9 protein-coding genes and 2 tRNA genes are annotated in these 20,337 nt (G+C 34.2%); 7 read left to right on the forward strand and 4 right to left on the reverse strand.

All coding sequences use genetic code 11. From position 1 onward, the window contains the following. Positions 1–299: 299 nt before the first annotated feature. Together AABL85_RS16130 and AABL85_RS16135 are read right to left on the reverse strand one after the other, a co-directional pair. The gene (locus AABL85_RS16130; RefSeq protein WP_341310829.1) at positions 300–10,487 is read right to left on the reverse strand and encodes an MBG domain-containing protein; all 10,188 of its coding nucleotides are present in this window, start codon (positions 10,485–10,487) and stop codon (positions 300–302) included. Between the two features lie 261 nt (positions 10,488–10,748). Further along, positions 10,749–11,216: a hypothetical protein gene (locus AABL85_RS16135; protein WP_341310830.1), complete on the reverse strand. Its 468-nt coding sequence runs from the start codon at positions 11,214–11,216 to the stop codon at positions 10,749–10,751. Between the two features lie 389 nt (positions 11,217–11,605). Here AABL85_RS16135 and hmpA point away from each other — a divergent pair, with 389 nt between their 5' ends. Both hmpA and AABL85_RS16145 read left to right on the forward strand, forming a co-directional pair. Continuing rightward, positions 11,606–12,814, forward strand: a complete 1,209-nt coding sequence (gene hmpA / locus AABL85_RS16140; protein WP_341310831.1) for an NO-inducible flavohemoprotein — start codon at positions 11,606–11,608, stop codon at positions 12,812–12,814. A 212-nt stretch (positions 12,815–13,026) separates the two neighbouring features. Continuing rightward, positions 13,027–13,626, forward strand: coding sequence for a Crp/Fnr family transcriptional regulator (locus AABL85_RS16145; RefSeq protein WP_341310832.1), 600 nt, complete (start codon positions 13,027–13,029; stop codon positions 13,624–13,626). Between the two features lie 180 nt (positions 13,627–13,806). Here AABL85_RS16145 and AABL85_RS16150 read toward each other — a convergent pair whose 3' ends face one another. Next, on the reverse strand, positions 13,807–14,532 hold the full coding sequence (locus tag AABL85_RS16150; RefSeq protein ID WP_341310833.1) for a hypothetical protein: 726 nt from the start codon (positions 14,530–14,532) through the stop codon (positions 13,807–13,809). A 529-nt stretch (positions 14,533–15,061) separates the two neighbouring features. Here AABL85_RS16150 and AABL85_RS16155 point away from each other — a divergent pair. The 4 genes from AABL85_RS16155 to AABL85_RS16170 all read left to right on the forward strand — a co-directional run bounded on the left by AABL85_RS16155 (position 15,062) and on the right by AABL85_RS16170 (position 17,320). Beyond that, on the forward strand, positions 15,062–16,186 hold the full coding sequence (locus AABL85_RS16155) for a DegT/DnrJ/EryC1/StrS family aminotransferase (RefSeq protein WP_341310848.1): 1,125 nt from the start codon (positions 15,062–15,064) through the stop codon (positions 16,184–16,186). A 20-nt stretch (positions 16,187–16,206) separates the two neighbouring features. Further along, positions 16,207–16,277 (forward strand) — tRNA-Cys (locus AABL85_RS16160). Positions 16,278–16,299: 22 nt separating this feature from the next. Next, a tRNA-Cys gene (locus AABL85_RS16165) sits at positions 16,300–16,370 on the forward strand. Positions 16,371–16,657: 287 nt separating this feature from the next. Then, on the forward strand, positions 16,658–17,320 hold the full coding sequence (locus AABL85_RS16170) for a phosphatidylserine decarboxylase family protein (RefSeq protein ID WP_341310834.1): 663 nt from the start codon (positions 16,658–16,660) through the stop codon (positions 17,318–17,320). Positions 17,321–17,396: 76 nt separating this feature from the next. On the opposite strand, the gene AABL85_RS16175 is transcribed toward AABL85_RS16170, so the two are convergent. Continuing rightward, positions 17,397–18,755, reverse strand: coding sequence for a hydroxymethylglutaryl-CoA synthase family protein (locus AABL85_RS16175; RefSeq protein WP_341310835.1), 1,359 nt, complete (start codon positions 18,753–18,755; stop codon positions 17,397–17,399). A 245-nt stretch (positions 18,756–19,000) separates the two neighbouring features. Between AABL85_RS16175 and rlmF the strand changes: the two genes are divergently transcribed. Next, positions 19,001–19,909, forward strand: a complete 909-nt coding sequence (rlmF, locus tag AABL85_RS16180) for a 23S rRNA (adenine(1618)-N(6))-methyltransferase RlmF (protein WP_341310836.1) — start codon at positions 19,001–19,003, stop codon at positions 19,907–19,909. The last annotated feature ends 428 nt before the right edge of the window (positions 19,910–20,337 follow it).

The following is a 20,337-nucleotide window of genomic DNA, read 5'->3' on the forward strand; positions in this document are numbered from 1 at the left end:
CGGGAGTGGAGTAGTGTAAGTCACGGATTATAAATCCGCGACAACGAGTGTGTAGTATGAGATTCTTCGCAGGCTCAGTATGACATCGGAAGTGGAGTAGTGTAAGTCACGGATTATAAATCCGCGACAACGAGTGTGTAGGATGGGATTATTTGCAGGCTTAGAATGACATCGGGAGTGGAGTAGTGTAAGTCATGGATGATAACCTTAAATCTGGGACAACAGGGGGATAAAAAAAGAAAGGTTGAACTCAGTGATGAGATTCAACCTTTCGGAAGTATAAACAGTAAGTGAAATAATTATTTGATAATGAAGTTTATGATTTTCTTTTGGTCATTGATTAGAATAACTGCTATGTATTTTCCATTTTGTAAATGGGATGGGAGATGAATAGTATTCTCCCGATTTGGTAGCTCTGCCTCTAATACTTTGGTTCCTAAAATAGAGTATATTTCTAGTTGAGCTGGATTAAAAACTGCGCTATCCATATCAAAAGTAATATTGATTATTTTGTCTTGATTTACTGGGTTTGGAAATAGTTTGACCTTGTTTGTATTGTTGATTTCTATAATTTGTTTACAGGTATAGACTTTCTCCCCTTTCTCTGTAGTAAGAATTAAGTGATGTTTGACTTGATCATCGTTATTGATATCACTGTATGCTCCTGCTATATAATAGTTATTTGTACTCACAAGTATATCATCTCTATACCAATTAAACGAGGTATATTTGAAACCTCCGTTTGTGGCTGAATTCATATTTATGACAAAAGAATTATCAGGTTTTATTATAGCTACTTTTTCGAAAGGAACTGGTTTGATTAGTTCTATCGTGTAGTTTCTAGTAAGTGTCTGTGATTCAGATTTAACGGTTATGGGAATTGTAAGTGTACCAAAGTAGTGTAATAGGTATTCCTCTTTTATGCTGTTCGCAATAAAAGCTCCTGCACTTAATTCGTTAAACTCTATTCGAAAATGTTTTTCTCCACAAGGCAAGATGTATGTTATCTTATCGGTTGGTTTTTTAAACACTTGTTCATTAATAGATAGTTCAACTATATCAGCTGCTTCGTCATCACTTCTGATGACCAAGGTAGCTGTTATTACATAAGGCATAGGAGTATAATTACTACTTCCTTCAATAGTTGCTCTTACCTGATATTTGCCTATTTCTGTATGTGTATTATTTTCATAAGTCACTTTTAAAGGTGAGGGCAGATTTCCTGTTATGGTAAGTGTTTTAGGTTGTCCGTCATATACAAAAGCTTGATTGTTAAAAGAAATGAATTGGTGAATGTCAAGAGGCTTGATCGTAAAATTAGCAGATCGTTTGCTAGTAATATAATTATCTCCCTCTAGTGTAACACTAGCTTTATAAATGCCTGCATCTGTGTGAATATTATTTTCATAAGTAGCAGTTACTCCATTAGGCAATTTTCCTTTGATTAAAATCTTCTGAGGCTTACCTGTATAATCTACTGTAAGCTTGCTAAATGTGATATTCGTTAGTTTAGCTTTTTCTATTGTTAACTTGGCAGTTTTGGTGCCAATAAGCATTGATTTATAATAGAAAGAAGCTTTTATATTATATTCTCCTGCGTTGTCATAGTAGTTTCTGTCATATTCTACATTTACTTCATTGGGAATGTCATATGCTTCTAGTTTATGAGAGTTACCATTATAAGTAACGGATTTATTTTCAAATATAACGCTGTCTAACGTTGGTAGAGTCTCCTCTTCATGGCTTATGGACAATATGGCTGTCATTGTATAAGGTATAGGAGTATAGTTATTACTTCCCTCTAATGTGGCTGTAACGGTATAGTGTCCAATGTCTGTATGCGTATTGTTTTGATACGTAATGTTAAGCCCTTGAGGTATATGACCTTCTATGTTTAAAGATTTTGGAAGTCCATCGTACTTGAACGATTGATTTTTTAATCTCACTAATTTAGTTAGATCTGCTGGTCGGATGACCAATAGATTTGTACGAGTACTTGTGATATAATTGTCTCCTTCTAGTTTTACAGAAGCTTTATATTCTCCTGCATCAATATGTCTGTTGTTTTGATAAGTTGCTTTGACTCCTTGTGGCAATTCTCCTTCTACTAGGAGCTGATACGCTGTACCGGTATAGCTAACTTCTTTTTTGCTAAATTTGACACCAGTGATGGTAGCTTTCTCTATAGTAAGCGTTGCTCTTTTATGCCCTAATAAGATGTCTTCATAATAAAAGTTGGCAGTGATGATATATATACCAGAGTTGATAAAAGAATTATCACTGTATTTTACAGTTACATGATGAGGAAGGTTTGTCGCTATAATCTTATAGGGTTGACCACTATAAATAGCTACCATGTCTTTAAAGATTACATCATCAAGTGATGGTAACTCTTCTTGTTCTTCAGTAATTGATAGCGTAGCAGATAGGGTATAAGGCATAGGTGTATAGTTATCACTGCCACTAAGTGTAGCTGTAACTTTATGGTTGCCTATTTCTGTATGTTTATTATTCGTATAGGTAAGCGTTAGTTCTTGAGGTACTTCCCCTGTAATCACTAATGTCTTCGGCTTACCATCATATATAAACGACTCACTCTTTAGTTCAACAAGTTTTGTGATATCAGCAGGTAGTATGATTAGCTCGTTTGATCTGGTGCTTTTGATGTAATTATCGCCTGTTAAGGTAACAGAAGCTTTATGAACACCAGCGTTCTTATGAATATTGTTTTTATAAGTAGCAGTTACTCCTAGAGGTAGTTCACCTTCTAATAGTAACTCGTGCTCCTTACCATCATAGGTCACTTCTTTCTTACTAAACTTGACTCCCGTGATACGTGCTTTCTCGATAGTTAGTGTTGCAGACTTGGTTCCTAGTAAGACGTCTTTATAGTAGAATGATGCTATTACTTGGTAGACACCTGCATCAGTATAGTGGTTCTTATCATAAGCTACTCTTACGTTATGAGATAGGTTCGATGCCTCAATTGAGATTATCTTCCCAGTGTAGGTTTCTGTTTTATGCTCAAAGATTACATTATCAAGTGATGGTAACTCTTCTTCTTGCTTCTTAGTAATGGACAAAGTTGCAGACAGGGTATAAGGCATAGGTGTATAGTTATCACTACCACTAATTGTGGCTGTAACTTTATGGTTTCCTATTTCTGTTTGCTTGTTGTTTTGATACGTAAGTGTTAGCTCTTGAGGTATTTCCCCTGTAATTACTAATGCCTTCGGCTTACCATCATATATAAACGACTCACTCTTTAGTTCAACAAGTTTTGTGATATCAGCAGGTAATATAGTTAACTCGTTTGATCTGGTGCTAGTAATATAGTTATCCCCTTCTAATTTTACTGAAGCTTTATGAACACCTGCGTTCTTATGAATATTGTTTTTATAAGTAGCAGTTACCCCTAGAGGTAGTTCACCTTCTAATAGTAGCTCGTGCTCCTTCCCATCATAGGTTACTTCTTTTTTACTAAACGTTACTCCAGTGATACGCGCTTTCTCGATAGTCAGTGTAGCGGACTTAGTTCCTAGTAAGACGTCTTTGAAATAGAATGATGCTATTACTTGATATGTACCACTATTGATATACTCATTTTGGTTGTATTTTACAGTTACTACATTAGGTAGGTTAGTGGCCTCAATTGAGATTATTTCTCCTGTATAGGTTTCAGTCTTGTGTTCAAAGATCACATTATCAAGTGATGGTAGTTCTTCCTCTTTTTGTGTAATCGATAACGTAGCAGATAGGGTATAAGGCATCGGTGTATAATTGGAGCTACCACTTAATGTTGCTGTTACGGTGTGATTCCCTATTACTGTATGTGTATTATTAGTATAGGTAAGCGTTAGTTCTTGAGGTACTTCCCCTGTAATCACTAATGCCTTCGGCTTACCATCATATATAAACGACTCACTCTTTAGCTCCACTAATTGAGTAATATCAGCAGGTAATATAGTTAACTCGTTTGATCTCGTGCTAGTAATATAGTTATCCCCTTCTAATTTTACTGAAGCTTTATGAATACCTGCGTTCTTATGAATATTATTTTTATAAGTAGCAATTACCCCTAAAGGTAGTTCACCTTCTAATAGTAGCTCGTGCTCCTTACCATCATAAGTCACTTCTTTTTTACTAAATTTTACTCCCGTAATACGCGCTTTCTCGATAGTTAGTGTAGCAGACTTGGTTCCTAGTAAGACGTCTTTATAGTAGAATGATGCTATTACTTGGTAGACACCTGCATCAGTATATTGGTTCTTGTCATAAGTAGCTCTTATGTTATGAGGTAGATTAGTGGCCTCAATTGAGATTATCTCCCCAGTGTATGTTTCTGTTTTATGTTCAAATACTACATTATCAAGTGATGGCAACTCTTCTTGTTCTTCAGTAATCGATAGCGTAGCAGATAGGGTATAAGGTATAGGTGCATAATTATCACTACCACTAAGTGTAGCTGTTACTTTATGATTGCCTACTTCTGTATGTGTATTATTAGTATAAGTAAGTGTTAGCTCTTGAGGTACTTCCCCTGTAATTACTAATGCCTTCGGCTTACCGTCATATATAAACGACTCACTCTTTAGCTCCACTAATTGAGTAATATCAGCAGGTAATATGATTAACTCGTTTGATCTGGTGCTTGTGATGTAATTATCGCCTGTTAAGGTAACAGAAGCTTTATGAACACCTGCGTTCTTATGAATATTGTTCTTATAAGTAGCAGTTACCCCTAGAGGTAGTTCACCTTCTAATAGTAGCTCGTGCTCCTTCCCATCATAGGTCACTTCTCTCTTACTAAACTTGACTCCCGTAATACGCGCTTTCTCGATAGTTAGTGTAGCAGACTTGGTTCCTAGTAAGACGTCTTTATAGTAGAATGATGCTATTACTTGGTAGACACCTGCATCAGTATAGTGGTTCTTGTCATAAGTAGCTCTTACGTTATGAGGTAGGTTCGATGCCTCAATTGAGATTATTTCTCTAGTGTATGTTTCTGTTTTGTGTTCAAATACTACATCATCAAGTGATGGTAACTCTTCTTGCTTCTTAGTAATTGATAGCGTAGCAGATAGTGTATATGGCATAGGTGTATAGTTATCACTGCCTCTAAGTGTAGCTGTAACTTTATGGTTTCCTATTTCTATATGTTTATTATTCGTATAGGTAAGCGTTAGCTCTTGAGGTACTTCCCCTGTAATCACTAATGCCTTCGGCTTACCATCATATATAAACGATTCACTTTTTAGTTCGACAAGTTTTGTGATATCAGCAGGTAATATAATTAACTCGTTTGATCTGGTGCTTGTGATATAGTTATCGCCTGTTAAGGTAACAGAAGCTTTATAAGTACCTGCGTTCTTATGAATATTATTTTTATAAGTAGCAGTTACCCCTAGAGGTAGTTCACCTTCTAATAGTAGCTCGTGCTCCTTACCATCATAGGTCACTTCTTTCTTACTAAACTTGACTCCCGTGATACGTGCTTTCTCGACAGTCAGTGTTGCAGACTTGGTTCCTAGTAAGACGTCTTTGAAATAGAATGATGCTATTACTTGATATGTACCACTATTTATATACTCATTTTGGTTGTATTTTACAGTTACTAAATCAGGAAGATTAGTAGCTTCTATTGAAATAACCTCTCCTGTATACGTTTCTGTTTTGTGTTCAAAGATTACATTATCAAGTGATGGTAACTCTTCTTGCTTCTTAGTAATTGATAGCGTAGCAGACAGGGTATAAGGCATAGGTGTATAATTATCACTACCACTTAGAGTGGCTGTAACTTTATGGTTGCCTATTTCTGTTTGCTTGTTGTTTTGATACGTAAGTGTTAGCTCTTGAGGTACTTCCCCTGTAATCACTAATGCCTTCGGCTTACCATCATATATAAACGACTCACTCTTTAGTTCGACAAGTTTTGTAATATCAGCAGATAATATGATTAATTCGTTTGATCTGGTGCTTGTGATATAGTTATCGCCTGTTAAGGTAACAGAAGCTTTATAAGTACCTGCGTTCTTATGTATATTGTTTTTATAAGTAGCAGTTACCCCTAGAAGTAGTTCACCTTCTAATAGTAACTCGTGCTCCTTCCCATCATATGTCACTTCTTTCTTACTAAAAGTCACTCCAGTGATACGCGCTTTCTCGATAGTCAGTGTAGCGGACTTAGTTCCTAGTAAGACGTCTTTGAAATAGAATGATGCTATTACTTGATAGACACCTGCATCAGTATAGTGGTTCTTATCATAAGCTACTCTTACGTTATGAGGTAGATTCGTTGCTTCGATTGAAATAACCTCTCCTGTATATGTTTCTGTTTTGTGTTCAAATACTACATCATCAAGTGATGTTAACTCTTCTTGCTTCTTAGTAATTGACAAAGTTGCAGACAAGGTATAAGGCGTAGGTGTATAGTTATCACTACCACTAAGTGTGGCTGTAACTTTATGGTTTCCTATTTCTGTTTGCTTGTTGTTTTGATACGTAAGTGTTAGCTCTTGAGGTATTTCCCCTGTAATTACTAATGCCTTCGGCTTACCGTCATATATAAACGACTTACTCTTTAGTTCGACAAGTTTTGTGATATCAGCAGGTAATATAGTTAACTCGTTTGATCTGGTGCTTGTGATGTAATTGTCGCCTGTTAAGGTAACAGAAGCTTTATGAACACCTGCGTTCTTATGAATATTGTTTTTATAAGTAGCAGTTACCCCTAGAGGTAGTTCACCTTCTAATAGAAGTTCGTGCTCCTTCCCATCATAGGTTACTTCTTTTTTACTAAACGTCACTCCTGTAATACGTGCTTTCTCGACAGTCAGTGTTGCAGACTTAGTTCCTAGTAAGACGTCTTTAAAGTAGAATGATGCTATTACTTGATATGTACCACTATTTATATACTCATTTTGGTTGTATTTTACAGTAACTACATTAGGTAGGTTAGTGGCCTCAATTGAGATTATTTCTCCAGTGTAGGTTTCTGTTTTATGCTCAAAGATTACATTCTCTAAAGAAGGTAATTCTTCTTGGTCTTCAGTAATAGATAGCGTAGCAGATAGTGTATATGGCATAGGTGTATAGTTATCACTACCACTAAGTGTAGCTGTAACTTTATGGTTGCCTATTTCTGTTTGCTTGTTGTTTTGATACGTAAGCGTTAGTTCTTGAGGTATTTCCCCTGTAATTACTAATGCCTTCGGCTTACCATCATATATAAACGACTCACTCTTTAGCTCCACTAATTGAGTAATATCAGCAGGTAATATAATTAACTCGTTTGATCTGGTGCTTGTGATGTAATTGTCGCCTGTTAAGGTAACAGAAGCTTTATGAACACCTGAGTTCTTATGAATATTATTTTTATAAGTAGCAGTTACCTCTAGAGGTAGTTCACCTTCTAATAGAAGTTCGTGCTCCTTCCCATCATAGGTCACTTCTTTTCTACTAAACTTGACTCCCGTAATACGTGCTTTCTCGATAGTTAGTGTAGCAGACTTGGTTCCTACTAAAATGTCTTTATAGTAGAATGATGCTATTACTTGATATGTACCACTATTGATATACTCATTTTGGCTGTATTTTACAGTTACTAAATCAGGTAGGTTAGTGGCCTCGATTGAGATTATCTCCCCAGTGTAGGTTTCTGTTTTGTGTTCAAAGATTACACTCTCTAAAGAAGGTAATTCTTCTTGCTTCTTAGTAATTGACAAAGTTGCAGATAGTGTATATGGCATAGGTGTATAGTTATCACTGCCACTAAGTGTAGCTGTAACTTTATGGTTGCCTATTTCTGTTTGCTTGTTGTTTTGATACGTAAGTGTTAGCTCTTGAGGTATTTCCCCTGTAATTACTAATGCCTTCGGCTTACCGTCATATATAAACGACTCACTCTTTAGCTCCACTAATTGAGTAATATCAGCAGGTAATATAGTTAACTCGTTTGATCTGGTGCTTGTGATATAGTTATCGCCTGTTAAGGTAACAGAAGCTTTATGAACACCTGCGTTCTTATGAATATTGTTCTTATAAGTAGCAGTTACCCCTAGAGGTAGTTCACCTTCTAATAGTAGCTCGTGCTCCTTCCCATCATATGTCACTTCTTTCTTACTAAACGTTACTCCCGTAATACGTGCTTTCTCGATAGTCAGTGTAGCAGACTTGGTTCCTACTAAAATGTCTTTAAAGTAGAATGATGCTATTACTTGATAGACACCTGCATCAGTATAGTGGTTCTTATCATAAGCTACTCTTACGTTATGAGGTAGGTTCGTTGCTTCGATTGAAATAACCTCTCCTGTATATGTTTCTGTTTTGTGTTCAAAGATTACATCATCAAGTGATGGTAACTCTTCTTCTTGCTTCTTAGTAATGGACAAAGTTGCAGACAAGGTATAAGGCATAGGTGTATAGTTATCACTACCACTAAGTGTGGCTGTAACTTTATGGTTTCCTATTTCTGTTTGCTTGTTGTTTTGATACGTAAGTGTTAGCTCTTGGGGTATTTTCCCAGTAATTACTAATGACTTTGGCTTACCGTCATATATAAACGACTCACTCTTTAGCTCCACTAATTGAGTAATATCAGCAGGTAATATAGTTAACTCGTTTGATCTGGTGCTTGTGATGTAATTGTCACCTGTTAAGGTAACAGAAGCTTTATAAGTACCTGCGTTCTTATGAATATTGTTCTTATAAGTAGCAGTTACCCCTAGAGGTAGTTCACCTTCTAATAGAAGTTCGTGCTCCTTCCCATCATATGTCACTTCTTTCTTACTAAACGTCACTCCTGTAATACGCGCTTTCTCGATAGTCAGTGTTGCAGACTTGGTTCCTACTAAAATGTCTTTGAAATAGAATGATGCTATTACTTGATATGTACCACTATTGATATACTCATTTTGGTTGTATTTTACAGTTACTAAATCAGGAAGATTAGTAGCCTCAATTGAGATTATCTTCCCAGTGTAGGTTTCTGTTTTGTGTTCAAATACTACATTATCAAGTGAAGGTAATTCTTCTTGGTCTTCAGTAATTGATAGCGTAGCAGATAGAGTATAAGGCATAGGTGTATAGTTATCACTGCCTTTAATAGTAGCTTCTACTTTATGGTTGCCTATAGTATTTTGTCCATTGTTTTTATAAGATACTTTTAATTCTTTAGGTAAGGGAGAACTGATTTTTAAAAACCTTATAACTCCATCATATTTAAATGATTGACTTTTAAATTCAATGATTTGAGCCAAGTCAATAGGCATTATTGTTAAGGTATTAGTTCTAGTACTTGTAATATAATTATCTCCTGTAAGTTTAACAGTTGCTTTATAAGTACCTGCATTAGTATGTTTGTTATTAGAGTATACAGCAGTTACTCCACTAGGTAGCTCTCCATTTAATAATAGAGTATGCGGTTCTCCGTTATACAAAACCGATGTTTTATTAAAGGTTACTCCTGTAATTCGTGCTTTTTCGATTGTTAGAAAAGCAGTTTTTGTACCAAGAAGAATATTTTTAAAGTAAAAAGAAGCTTTTACTTGGTAATTACCAACTTCATGATGATTATTTTTACCGTATTTTACTGTAATATTATTAGGTATATTGTTTGCTATTATAGATATAGCTGATCCAGTATAAGGAGTAGTAAGGTTTTCAAAAGTAATATTTTCTATGCTAGGTAGCTCTTCAGGTATTTCCTCTTTCGTAATAGTTATTGTAGCTTTTAGTTCTAGAGGAATAGGAGTGTAATTTTTGCTTCCTGTTATAGTAGCTGTTATTAAATGTGAGCCAATTTCTGTTTGATTATTACCTTTATAAGAAATAGAAAGACCATGAGGTAAGCTTTGGTTTAAAAATATAGACTTTGGTTTACCATCATAAGCGAATAATTGACTAGTTAGAGTGTATTTATTGGATATATCTATAGGGAGTATAGTTAGTGTATTTGAACGAGTGCTAGTAATGTAATTTTTACCAACTAATCGAACACTCATTTTATATACTCCCGCATTGGTATGAGAATTATTTTGGTACGTAGCAGTAACTCCATCAGGTAATTCTCCACTTATTTCGAGAGTATGTTTAGAACCATCATATACAACTTCTTTTTTTCGTAAAGTAAGCCCTGTAATTCTTGCCTTCTCAATATTAAGCCTGGCAGATTTTGTTGTAATTAAAATATTATTTTCATTGTAAAAATAAGCTTTTACCATATATGACCCAGCATTAATGAAGCCATTTTTATCGTATTTAACCGTCACATTATACGGAACATTGGTTGGTTCATGGTAAAAAGTTTCTCCTGTATAAGTAACAGTTTTTTCTTTAAAAACAAAGTTGTAATAATATGAATTATTAGAATTGTTTTTTTGAAGTTGAGGGAAGGGTAAATTGTTAGCTGTAGTGTATATATTACTATAAGATGGTTGTGAGAAAATATATAATAGTACACATAAAATAGGAAGTAGTTTTTTAACCATAACAAACATGTATTAACTTAAGTTATTATATAAAGTATAGTATATCAGATGGATATATATAAATGTATAATCTGTGTTTAGATGATTAAAAACTAACGTGTTAAGTTATTGTTACGTAGATGTTACCAGAAGGTAAATATTTGTTTGATTAAGTGTATTTAAAATTAATTTATTTGTTTCTATTCATATTTAGTTTTTATATGGAAGAGAATTGGAAAAAATTAAAACAAAAAAAGCGATGGAAATCTCCATCGCTTTTTCTTATTTATTGGTAACTTCTTTTTGAGTTTGTACTTCTTTAGATTTTACTACCTCTTTTGCTTTTGTCCATTTAGAAGGATCCTCTTTTAAGTCTAGATAGTATTCATAAAGCATCTTAGTTAATTCTACTTCTACACGTTTACCTACGAAGTGCTTATTCGTACTAAAGTATCCATAGGTTATCCCATCTTTCTTTACTATAGGAGGATTATCTGCATGTATATTCCAAGGAGAATAACTACTGGTCTGGTCTCCATAGATACCATATTTATTCCAAATAGACTTTTGGCTGTATAAGTTTCCATATGTTCCATAGGTATTCCATATTGAGTTAGCTTCTTTGGCATCACAGCTTAGGCAACCTAGATATTCTTCTTTACCATCATTGGTATATAACTCAAGCTTTTGGGCATAGGTGCCAACGCTTAATAGTATAAAAAATAATATATAATGGAAGTGTCTTTTCATGTGTTCTTATGTTTGCCGGCAAATTACGAAAAATTTCAAAATTAGAAATTTCAAATTTTAGCAATATGCTTAAAAATGCTGTAAAGTGTAATTTTATTTTGACGAACGGCTTTTATGTTGTGTTTTTTACATTTTATACACAGAATAGGAGAGATGTTGTTGTTTTGTTTTATGAAAATAAAAAGGAATTACTTTTTAGACAGAGAGGGCTTTAGAATTGTTTTATAAAAAGAGAAAGAATGTGTTTAGTAGTTTGTAAGTTTCTTTCTTGTGTAATTGTTGATTTTGTAAGGAGTGAAATTATAACTCTATTTCTTATGACTGCAGTCATAAAATGTGTAGTAGATAAGCTTCTATATTTGGCTGTAACATAATAAAACAACTAAGACATGTTAACAAGTGAGCAAAAACAATTAATATTAGCAACAGTGCCGTTACTAAGAGAAAAGGGATTAGAATTAACAAAGTATTTTTACTTGAGAATGTTTGAACATCATCCTGAATTAAAAAATATATTTAATCTGGGGAATCAGCGTGCAGGTAAACAACAAATGGCGTTAGCAATGGCCGTGTTGGGGTATGCTGAGAATATATCACAACCTGAAAAGCTGATGCCTGTAGTAGATTTGATAGGACATAAACACGCTAGTTTAAATATCCAACCAGAACAATACGAAATAGTAGGAACGCATTTATTAGCTTCTATTAAAGAAGTACTAGGTGATGCAGCAACAGAAGATATTGTACAGGCGTGGGCAGTAGCTTATCAACAATTAGCAGATATTATGATAGGGCATGAACACAAGATTTATCAAGCTAAGGATAATGAAGCTAATAACTGGGTCGGCTGGAAGGAATTTATTATTAAAAGTAAGGTAGAGGAATCAGAAGAAATTACTTCTTTCTATTTAGTACCACAGGATGGAAGTAAGGTAGTTCTTCATCAACCTGGTCAGTATATTAGTATAAAGGTTTTCCTTGAGAAGATAGGCTTAGAGCAAATAAGACAATATTCTATTTCGTGTGCTCCTAATAATGAATACTATCGAATTTCTGTTAAGAGAGAAGTAGGAAAACAAGTGGATATGAACGGGATGATCAGTAACCATTTGCACGATAATATCCATGAGGGAGACAGTGTAATGATTAGTTCTCCCTCAGGAAACTTCGTCTTACAAGAGAATTTGAGAGATAAGGTGTTTATTAGTGGTGGTATAGGACAAACACCGTTGCTATCTATGTTAGAAGCGCTAGAATTAAGTGGTGTAGATCAAGGTAATATAGTATGGATACACGGATGTAGAAATAAAGATGTACAGGCATTTAAGGATAAGCTACACTATATCAGCAATAATTGTTCTCAAGTTAAACCCATATATTTTTATGATAATGTAACAAGTGATCATATTGATAGTTCTGTTTATGCTGGGGTAGTAGATTTGTCAAAAATAAAAGAGTATAAGTTTGATAATGAAGCTGATTATTATGTGTGTGGACCTCGTGCTTTCTTAGATAAGCAATTGAAAGATTTAAAGAAACTGAATATTAAAGCGGATCAAATCTTCTATGAAGAATTTGCTCCAGCTTCAGTGATGTAATTTTATAATGCTATATTTTTTGTAAAGATTCTTCTCTAATTTTAAAGGTGATGGAGAGAGATAATGTCTAAACTTCACAGAGTAGAGATAAGGGAGAATCTAATCTCAAGCGAAAATACATTTGTATTTTCGCTTTTTTTTAGCGTTTTAGTCTCGTCTTTATTGTTAGCTTTGGAAAAGAACGAAAAAAGAAGATAGACAGCCTGCATAATATGATAGCTATAGAATTATTAATTCAGTATGGTGCTGAAATAAAGGAAGTGAAGAAGAATGAAATCATTTTTCAAGAAGGAAATTACCCTAGCCACTATTATCAAGTCGTTTCTGGAAAAATAAAGATGAACAACTTTAGTGCTGATGGTAAAGAGTTCATACAAAATATTTTTACTTCAGGACAAAGTTTTGGTGAACCACCACTGTTTATTGATGAATGCTATCCTGCTAATGCGATAGCAGTAACAAATGCGAAAATCATTCAACTGTCTAAAAGCGATTTTTATGTGATGATGAAAGAGAATAACGAGGTGTCTTTAACGATGAATAGAAGTTTGTCTAGGCGTCTATACTATAAGTCTATTATGGCACCTGATATCGCTTCACAAGACCCTGATAACCGTATTATGACGTTGCTAAACTATTTAAAGTCTCACCAACAAGTGTCAGAAAAGACTTCTCACCCGCTGACCATTGATCTGACTAGACAACAAATAGCAGATTTGACAGGGTTAAGAGTAGAAACAGTTATTCGTACCTTAAAAAGATTAGAGAGTGATAGCAAGGTGCAAATTATCAATAGTAAAGTGGTTGTTTAGCCTAGAAAAGGAGTAATTACTATAAAAGCATTTTTAAAGATTGCTTAAAGCAAAGAGTGATTAGAGTCTCTAGCTAAAAACAAGGTGAGAGCAATTCAACTGTATATCTCTTATGGCTTTCGCAATACTGGTGCTGTATAAGATGGCGAACAGGCCTATGTACTTCATTTATCACGATCATTACTGTTCTCTATAGCCATCCATAATAGAGCGAAATAACTCCCCATTAGATGGTGGAGTAAGAATGATAGCATTTACCTTTTTTTGTGCTATATTTTGAAGTGATTCATTTGTTTTTCCTCCAGTAGAGATTACAGCTATACTAGGGTAGTTTGATTTAATATAATCTACTATTTTTAGAGTATCTGCTCCAGCTGTCACGTTAAAACAGCTTACTCCTGCTTCAATACGTGATTTGAAATCAAAATTAAGTGTCGATACACTAGATATGATAGGAATATTGATATGCTTCTTTATCTCAACGATATCTTCATTTTTAAATGGTTGATTGACTATTACCGCAGCAGCGCCTAAAGCTTCTGCTTTTTTAGCCATTGTAATGGCGAAATCACCTTGGGTAAGACCTCCACCTATTCCACAAATAACAGGTTTCTTAGAAAACTCGATTAAGGTTTTAATAATGTTCTGTGAAGGAGCAAATGGGTACACAGCAAGGATAGCATCAGCATCATTGTTCTCTATTAAGGCAATATCTGTTGAAAAAAGAATAGACTTGACTTTCAGATTATTTAATACTAATCCTTTACACGATTCTATAAGGTGTAGAGGAGTAGGGAGTTTCACATGAGGACAAAGCCTTTTCTTCCAGAACATAAAGTAATCTAATAGACTTCTTTTATGCCGATTATTAGTCCAGATAGAGCTTATATTGTTGGTACTAGTCATAACTATGGATTTAGAATTAACAAGACAAAGATTTGTTTTTATCCTATGACAAGGAGATAGAGTGTAATTAAACTTCGTAGAATTGTAATCAAATTGGGTTTTTATGTAAGGAAGTAGATAAAGTAAAGTGTTGTAGTATCAGAATATTGATTCTTGTACTAGGTAGATGATATAGAGCGTAGTTTTTAGATGATTCTATTTCGTTAGTATTTTATAGGAGTATTGCTTTGCATAAGAATGAATTGATGGAGATATTAATCAGTATTCAGTCCGTTGTTTTGTTTGAATTAACGGACTCCCTGCGGACTCATAACAGACGCAGTATGGACTCATACCCAATCAACTTAATTCAAAACACTAAAGAAACAAAGAGATAGAGTATGGGGGGTATTTGTAAAAACTGGACTAGGAGGATGTGTTATTATCCCTATACATTTGTATCAAAGAATAAGGCTTAGAATCCCTATTAAGAAAGATAGAGTTTTAATAGAATAAGAGCAGTAAGAAGATAAATATGATAGCTATACAGATGGTTGACTTGCAACGTCAATATGAAAAAATAAAAGAAGAAATAGATAAGGGAATTAGGCAGGTGATTAGCACTAGTACCTTTATCAATGGACCAGCTGTAAAAGAGTTTACAGATAATCTGGCAGCCTATACAGGTGTTAAGCATGTGATCCCGTGTGCGAATGGGACAGACGCTCTACAGATCGCATTGATGGCATTAGGTTTAACGCCTGGTGATGAAGTGATAACACCTTCTTTTACTTTTGTTGCAACAGTAGAAGTAGTTGCTCTATTAGGATTAACACCAGTATTTGTCGATGTAGATAGAGATACATTTACCATTAATAAAGAGAGCCTTGAGGTAGCGATAACGGAGAAAACGAAAGCTATTATACCTGTTCATCTGTATGGTCAATGTTCTAATATGGGAGAGATAATGCCAATAGCAGACAAGTATAATCTTGCGGTGATAGAGGATAACGCTCAGAGTATAGGGGGAAGTTATAAACAAGGGGGTACTTCTCAAAGAACAGGAACAATGGGAACAATCAGTTGTATTTCTTTTTTTCCTTCTAAAAATTTAGGTGCTTATGGTGATGGTGGAGTGATTATGACTAACGATGATTCATTAGCTCATACTATGCGAAAGATTTGTAATCATGGATCAGAGAGACGTTATTATCATGAAATAGTAGGTGTGAATAGTCGTTTAGATTCTATTCAGGCAGCAGTTCTAAATGTGAAATTAAAGTACTTGGATGATTACTGTAATAAAAGGAGAGAAGTAGCTGCTTATTATAACCAAGCTTTTAAGGCTAGTTCTAATATCTTTACGCCTTATGTACCAGATTATAGTCACCATGTATTTCATCAATATACGATGATCCTAGAAGGGGTGAATAGAGATGAGGTTCATGAAGAATTAGCAAAATTGGGTATTCCTAGTATGATATACTATCCTGTACCTTGTCATGAACAAGAGATGTTTAAAGGATTAAAAGATAGAGAGTATAATCTACCTAATACAGAGTATTTAACTTCTAGGGTGTTGTCATTACCTATACATACGGAGTTGACGGACGAAGAATTAGTATTTATAACTGAAGGAGTATTAGAAGTAGTTGAAAAACTAAAAAGAAAATAGTATACTTAGATAGCATCTAAGGTTCTGTGGCCGAGAGGATAGGCATGACTACGCAATGGTCATTAGATTGGTTCGAATCCAGTCAGAACCTCAAAATAGGAGGATAAACAGAAGGTTCTGTGGCCGAGAGGATAGGCATGACTACGCAATAGTCATTAGATTGGTTCGAATCCAGTCAGAACCTCAACTCAATAATAGAGCATGTTTTGTCAATTAGTGAATTAGTTATGTTGCTACTAATACAATACTAGTTCTCTAATTATTGAATTTTACTTGTGGAATGAAGATGTATTTACTTAAAACAGTTTACTAGCATAATCAAGATGATTTTTTTTAAGGGATAACTATCTCATCTTTTTCTTTACAACTTTATAATTACTAATCGCAAGTGAAGTTCTGTACTTGACTACACTGTTGGGTAGTCAAGTACTCTTTTTAAAAAATATATCAATTTTTAAAATCAATATACTTATGAAAATACACAAAGAAGGAAAAGGGTCTATCCTGATAGGGGGCTGTACTTTTATTATGATTAATATACTGTCTTATGAATTGATTAATTCTCGTTTTTGGTTTCTGCAATTAGCTATTTTTATAGTCACATTGATTCTTATAGCATTGGTTATCTCTTTCTTTAGAATCCCGTCGAGAGTATTGGTACAAAATGATAACTTGGTTTTGGCTCCTTGTGATGGAAAAGTAGTTGTGATAGAAGAAGTAGAAGCAGATGAGTATTTTAAAGATAAGCGTATTCAAGTTTCTATTTTTATGAGTGTCTTGAATGTACATGTTAATAGAAATCCAATAGAAGGAGAGGTGTTATATAGTATGTATCACAAAGGGAAGCATCTAGTAGCTTGGCATCCGAAGTCTTCAACAGCTAATGAACGTCATACAGTGGTGTATAAGCATAAGAGTGGAAGAGAGGTCTTGGCTAAACAGATAGCAGGTGCCTTAGCCAATCGTATTGTCAATTATCTTACAATAGGTAAGATCGCTAAACAAAGTGAGGAAATGGGATTTATTAAGTTCGGCTCTAGAGTTGATCTACTATTACCTTTGGATGCTAAGATTAAAGTTAAGTTAGGAGATATCGCTCAGAGTGGTATTACAACTATAGCAGAGTGGGAGTAAAAAAAGCTTGTGTGTTGTAAATCAGTTGAATAATATATTTAAAAAGGGTTACCTATGAAGATAACCCTTTTTATTCTTATTTTACAAACTTATAGTAGCGTGCTCCTATTAGATGAGGTATTGACGACTCTATATAGTCTATTACAAATTCATTATTAGCAGGCTGTACAGGTGTTTTTTGTTCTTTCTTATGAAGGGCAATATAAGTATTGAAGTCGATAGCTATTGACTGTTTTAAAGTCTTGAAGATAGATACTTTAGGCATACCTTCTTGCCATGTACTTTGTACCTCAGCTTCGAATACCTTAGACTTAGATCCTGAACCATAAGCAATAAATCCTAGTGTACTATCTATTAAACTTTCTTTTGTATCATAAAAATGAGATAGGGTAGATAGCAAGCCTAAGAATATAGACCCTGTATAGATATTACCTACTTCACCAGAAGCTATCTCTGACGGAGTAATCTTATTATTCACTAATTCCATATAAGCTTCTGATTTAGCAAAAGCTTTAATTTGATCTTTTGCATCATCAGCTGCTCTGTCTATTAATTCAGGGTTATCTTGTAATACAATTTCATGAAATGTCCTACGTCCTTGGTAGCAGTATGGCAAATGCATTAAGACAGCCTTCCAGTTTTGATAAACTTTCTGTTCTTGTCTATTGTTTAGTTCTTTAAAATGGGCATAGGCTTCGGTTATTCTATTGATATAACACTCATTTGAGTATTGTCCTTCAAATACAGGTTGGTCTTTATGTATAGAGATTTCAGTTTCTTCTATACCGTGCCATGTCTCATTATTAGGATTATTAGTAATAGCTTGTTTTTCGATAGAGCGATAAGGTTTAAAGAAGTCAAATACGCTTTCTGTAGCTACTCCAGTCTGCCCTTTGAAAGCTAATATGCGAGGGTTTGTACTAATTAATAAAGCAATAGCACCAGCACCTTGTGTGTATTCTCCTGTCGAAGCTAAGTCATACTTAGCGTAATCAGTAGCGATAACAATGGCTTTTTTGGTAGGATTCGCTTTGATGAAGTCTATTGCATTCTGCATAGCGTCTACTGCTCCTATACAAGCGAAAGTGTGATCTACAGCATCACAATTTTTAAACGTATTCTTTCCATAGATAGATTCTAAAAGTCCAAGTGTGTAAGAAGCAATAGGTTTAGAGTTATCTAAGCTACTTTCTGTTCCGATATAAATCTTAGCTATTTCTTGCGGAAGTATATTTGGATTGTCTTGTAACAAGTTGTAAGCTGCATTACTTGCCATAGTGATGACATCTTGATAGGTGTCTAATAATGCCATTTTTTGTAACCCAAGCCCTTTTATTAGTTTCATCGGATCAATGTTTCTCTCGATGGCTAATGTTTCTATAGGAAGGTGAATTTTAGGGATAAAGTATGCGATACTATCTATTCCGACTTTCATTTTAATGTTTATTATTGTGAAGGGTAAAAATAACGTCATTTGAAGAAAATAACTACATAAATTGGATTATTTTTTTCTAATAATGCTATGTTATTGGTTTAAAGTTGATAATAGTGTTGATTTTATCTATGTGCTAAAGTGCAAATCTTCTACCAGTAAATTAATATCGATATAGTTTCTATTTATTTTAGTTTGTGTCTGTTTAGTTCTTTAAATAATCTAATTTTGTAGCAAATCTCAAGATAATGAAGGACGGTAAGAAAACGACAAAGAAATTACATGAACGCAATAAACATCAGAATTTATACAACTTCGAACAATTAAAACAAGTAGTACCTGAGTTAGCGACTTTTATTATTAAAAATCCTTCTGGAGTGGATACGATAGATTTTGCTATTCCTGAGGCTGTAGTACTGTTAAATAAGGCTATTTTAATGAAGGATTATAAGATGACCTATTGGGAGATGCCTAAGACAAATCTATGTCCTCCTATTCCAGGAAGAGCTGATTATATTCACTATATAGCAGATTTATTAGCGGAAGGAAACAATGGAAAAGTACCTACAGGAAGGGGAGTGAAGGTATTAGATCTAGGGATAGGGGCTAATGTAATATATCCTATTATAGGTGTGGCAGAGTACGGATGGGAGTTTGTGGGCTCTGAAGTAGATGTAGTGTCTGTAAAGACGGCTAGTCATATTATAGATAATAATCCTCACCTTAAAACTCATGTGATTATCCGTCAACAACCTACTAAACGTAATATCCTAAAGAATATAATAGGTGAGAAAGAATACTTCGATGTGGTGATATGTAATCCTCCTTTCTTTAAATCAAGAGCAGAGGTATTGGCTAAAACAACACAGAAGTTGAAAAACTTAGGTAAAGAAGTGGTAGGTAAACCAGTACAAAATTTCAGTGGGCAGAACAATGAATTGTGGTGCGATGGTGGGGAGCTTGCCTTTATCACTAATTATATTTATGAGAGTAAACACTTTAAAAGACAGGCAGTTTGGTTTACTACTTTAGTGTCTAATAAAGACAATCTTAAACCTCTGCAGTCACTATTAAAACGAAGCGAGACAAAAGAGGTTCGTATTATAAATATGGAACAAGGGAATAAAATAAGTCGTATTTTAGCGTGGAGGTATTAATTAAGAAGGGTGCAATATAGCATCCTTTTTTGCTATAAGATAGTTGTTAAACTACATTAATGAGTTGATATGAGTTTAGCTTGTAGTAGGTTAATGGTGTGTAATAGTAGTATAACTTTTATGCAGGTTTGTTTCTATTTATGTATTATTTAGATCTTTTTATTTCTCAGAAGTGAGAGTGTACTGTAGTTATTGTTATTTGTAATTTTATCCTGATTATTCGGTTTATATAATTACAAAGAATCGAAGTTCTGAAAGTATTTTTTGGGTATAAAATGAGATTTATCCCTTCTGATCTTGTTTGGATAAACTGACTTTCATGTCTAAGTGTACTTATTCTAAATAATGGTCTAATCCCTTATACTTACTGATTTTATAACTATCCCTAAAACAGTTTTTTATTGTTTTTTTGTTTCCTTTTTTTGGAA

Origin of the sequence: Myroides odoratimimus (assembly GCF_038039805.1) — a bacterium.
Lineage (GTDB): Bacteria > Bacteroidota > Bacteroidia > Flavobacteriales > Flavobacteriaceae > Flavobacterium > Flavobacterium odoratimimum_B.

Coding starts and splice junctions, on each gene's coding strand:
- AABL85_RS16175 (WP_341310835.1), bottom strand. CDS start 18,755: ATGAAAGTCGGAATAGATAGTATCGCATACTTTATCCCTAAAATTCAC.
- AABL85_RS16145 (WP_341310832.1), top strand. CDS start 13,027: ATGATAGCTATAGAATTATTAATTCAGTATGGTGCTGAAATAAAGGAA.
- AABL85_RS16170 (WP_341310834.1), top strand. CDS start 16,658: ATGAAAATACACAAAGAAGGAAAAGGGTCTATCCTGATAGGGGGCTGT.
- AABL85_RS16135 (WP_341310830.1), bottom strand. CDS start 11,216: ATGAAAAGACACTTCCATTATATATTATTTTTTATACTATTAAGCGTT.
- hmpA (WP_341310831.1), top strand. CDS start 11,606: ATGTTAACAAGTGAGCAAAAACAATTAATATTAGCAACAGTGCCGTTA.
- AABL85_RS16150 (WP_341310833.1), bottom strand. CDS start 14,532: ATGACTAGTACCAACAATATAAGCTCTATCTGGACTAATAATCGGCAT.
- AABL85_RS16130 (WP_341310829.1), bottom strand. CDS start 10,487: ATGGTTAAAAAACTACTTCCTATTTTATGTGTACTATTATATATTTTC.
- AABL85_RS16155 (WP_341310848.1), top strand. CDS start 15,062: ATGGTTGACTTGCAACGTCAATATGAAAAAATAAAAGAAGAAATAGAT.
- rlmF (WP_341310836.1), top strand. CDS start 19,001: ATGAAGGACGGTAAGAAAACGACAAAGAAATTACATGAACGCAATAAA.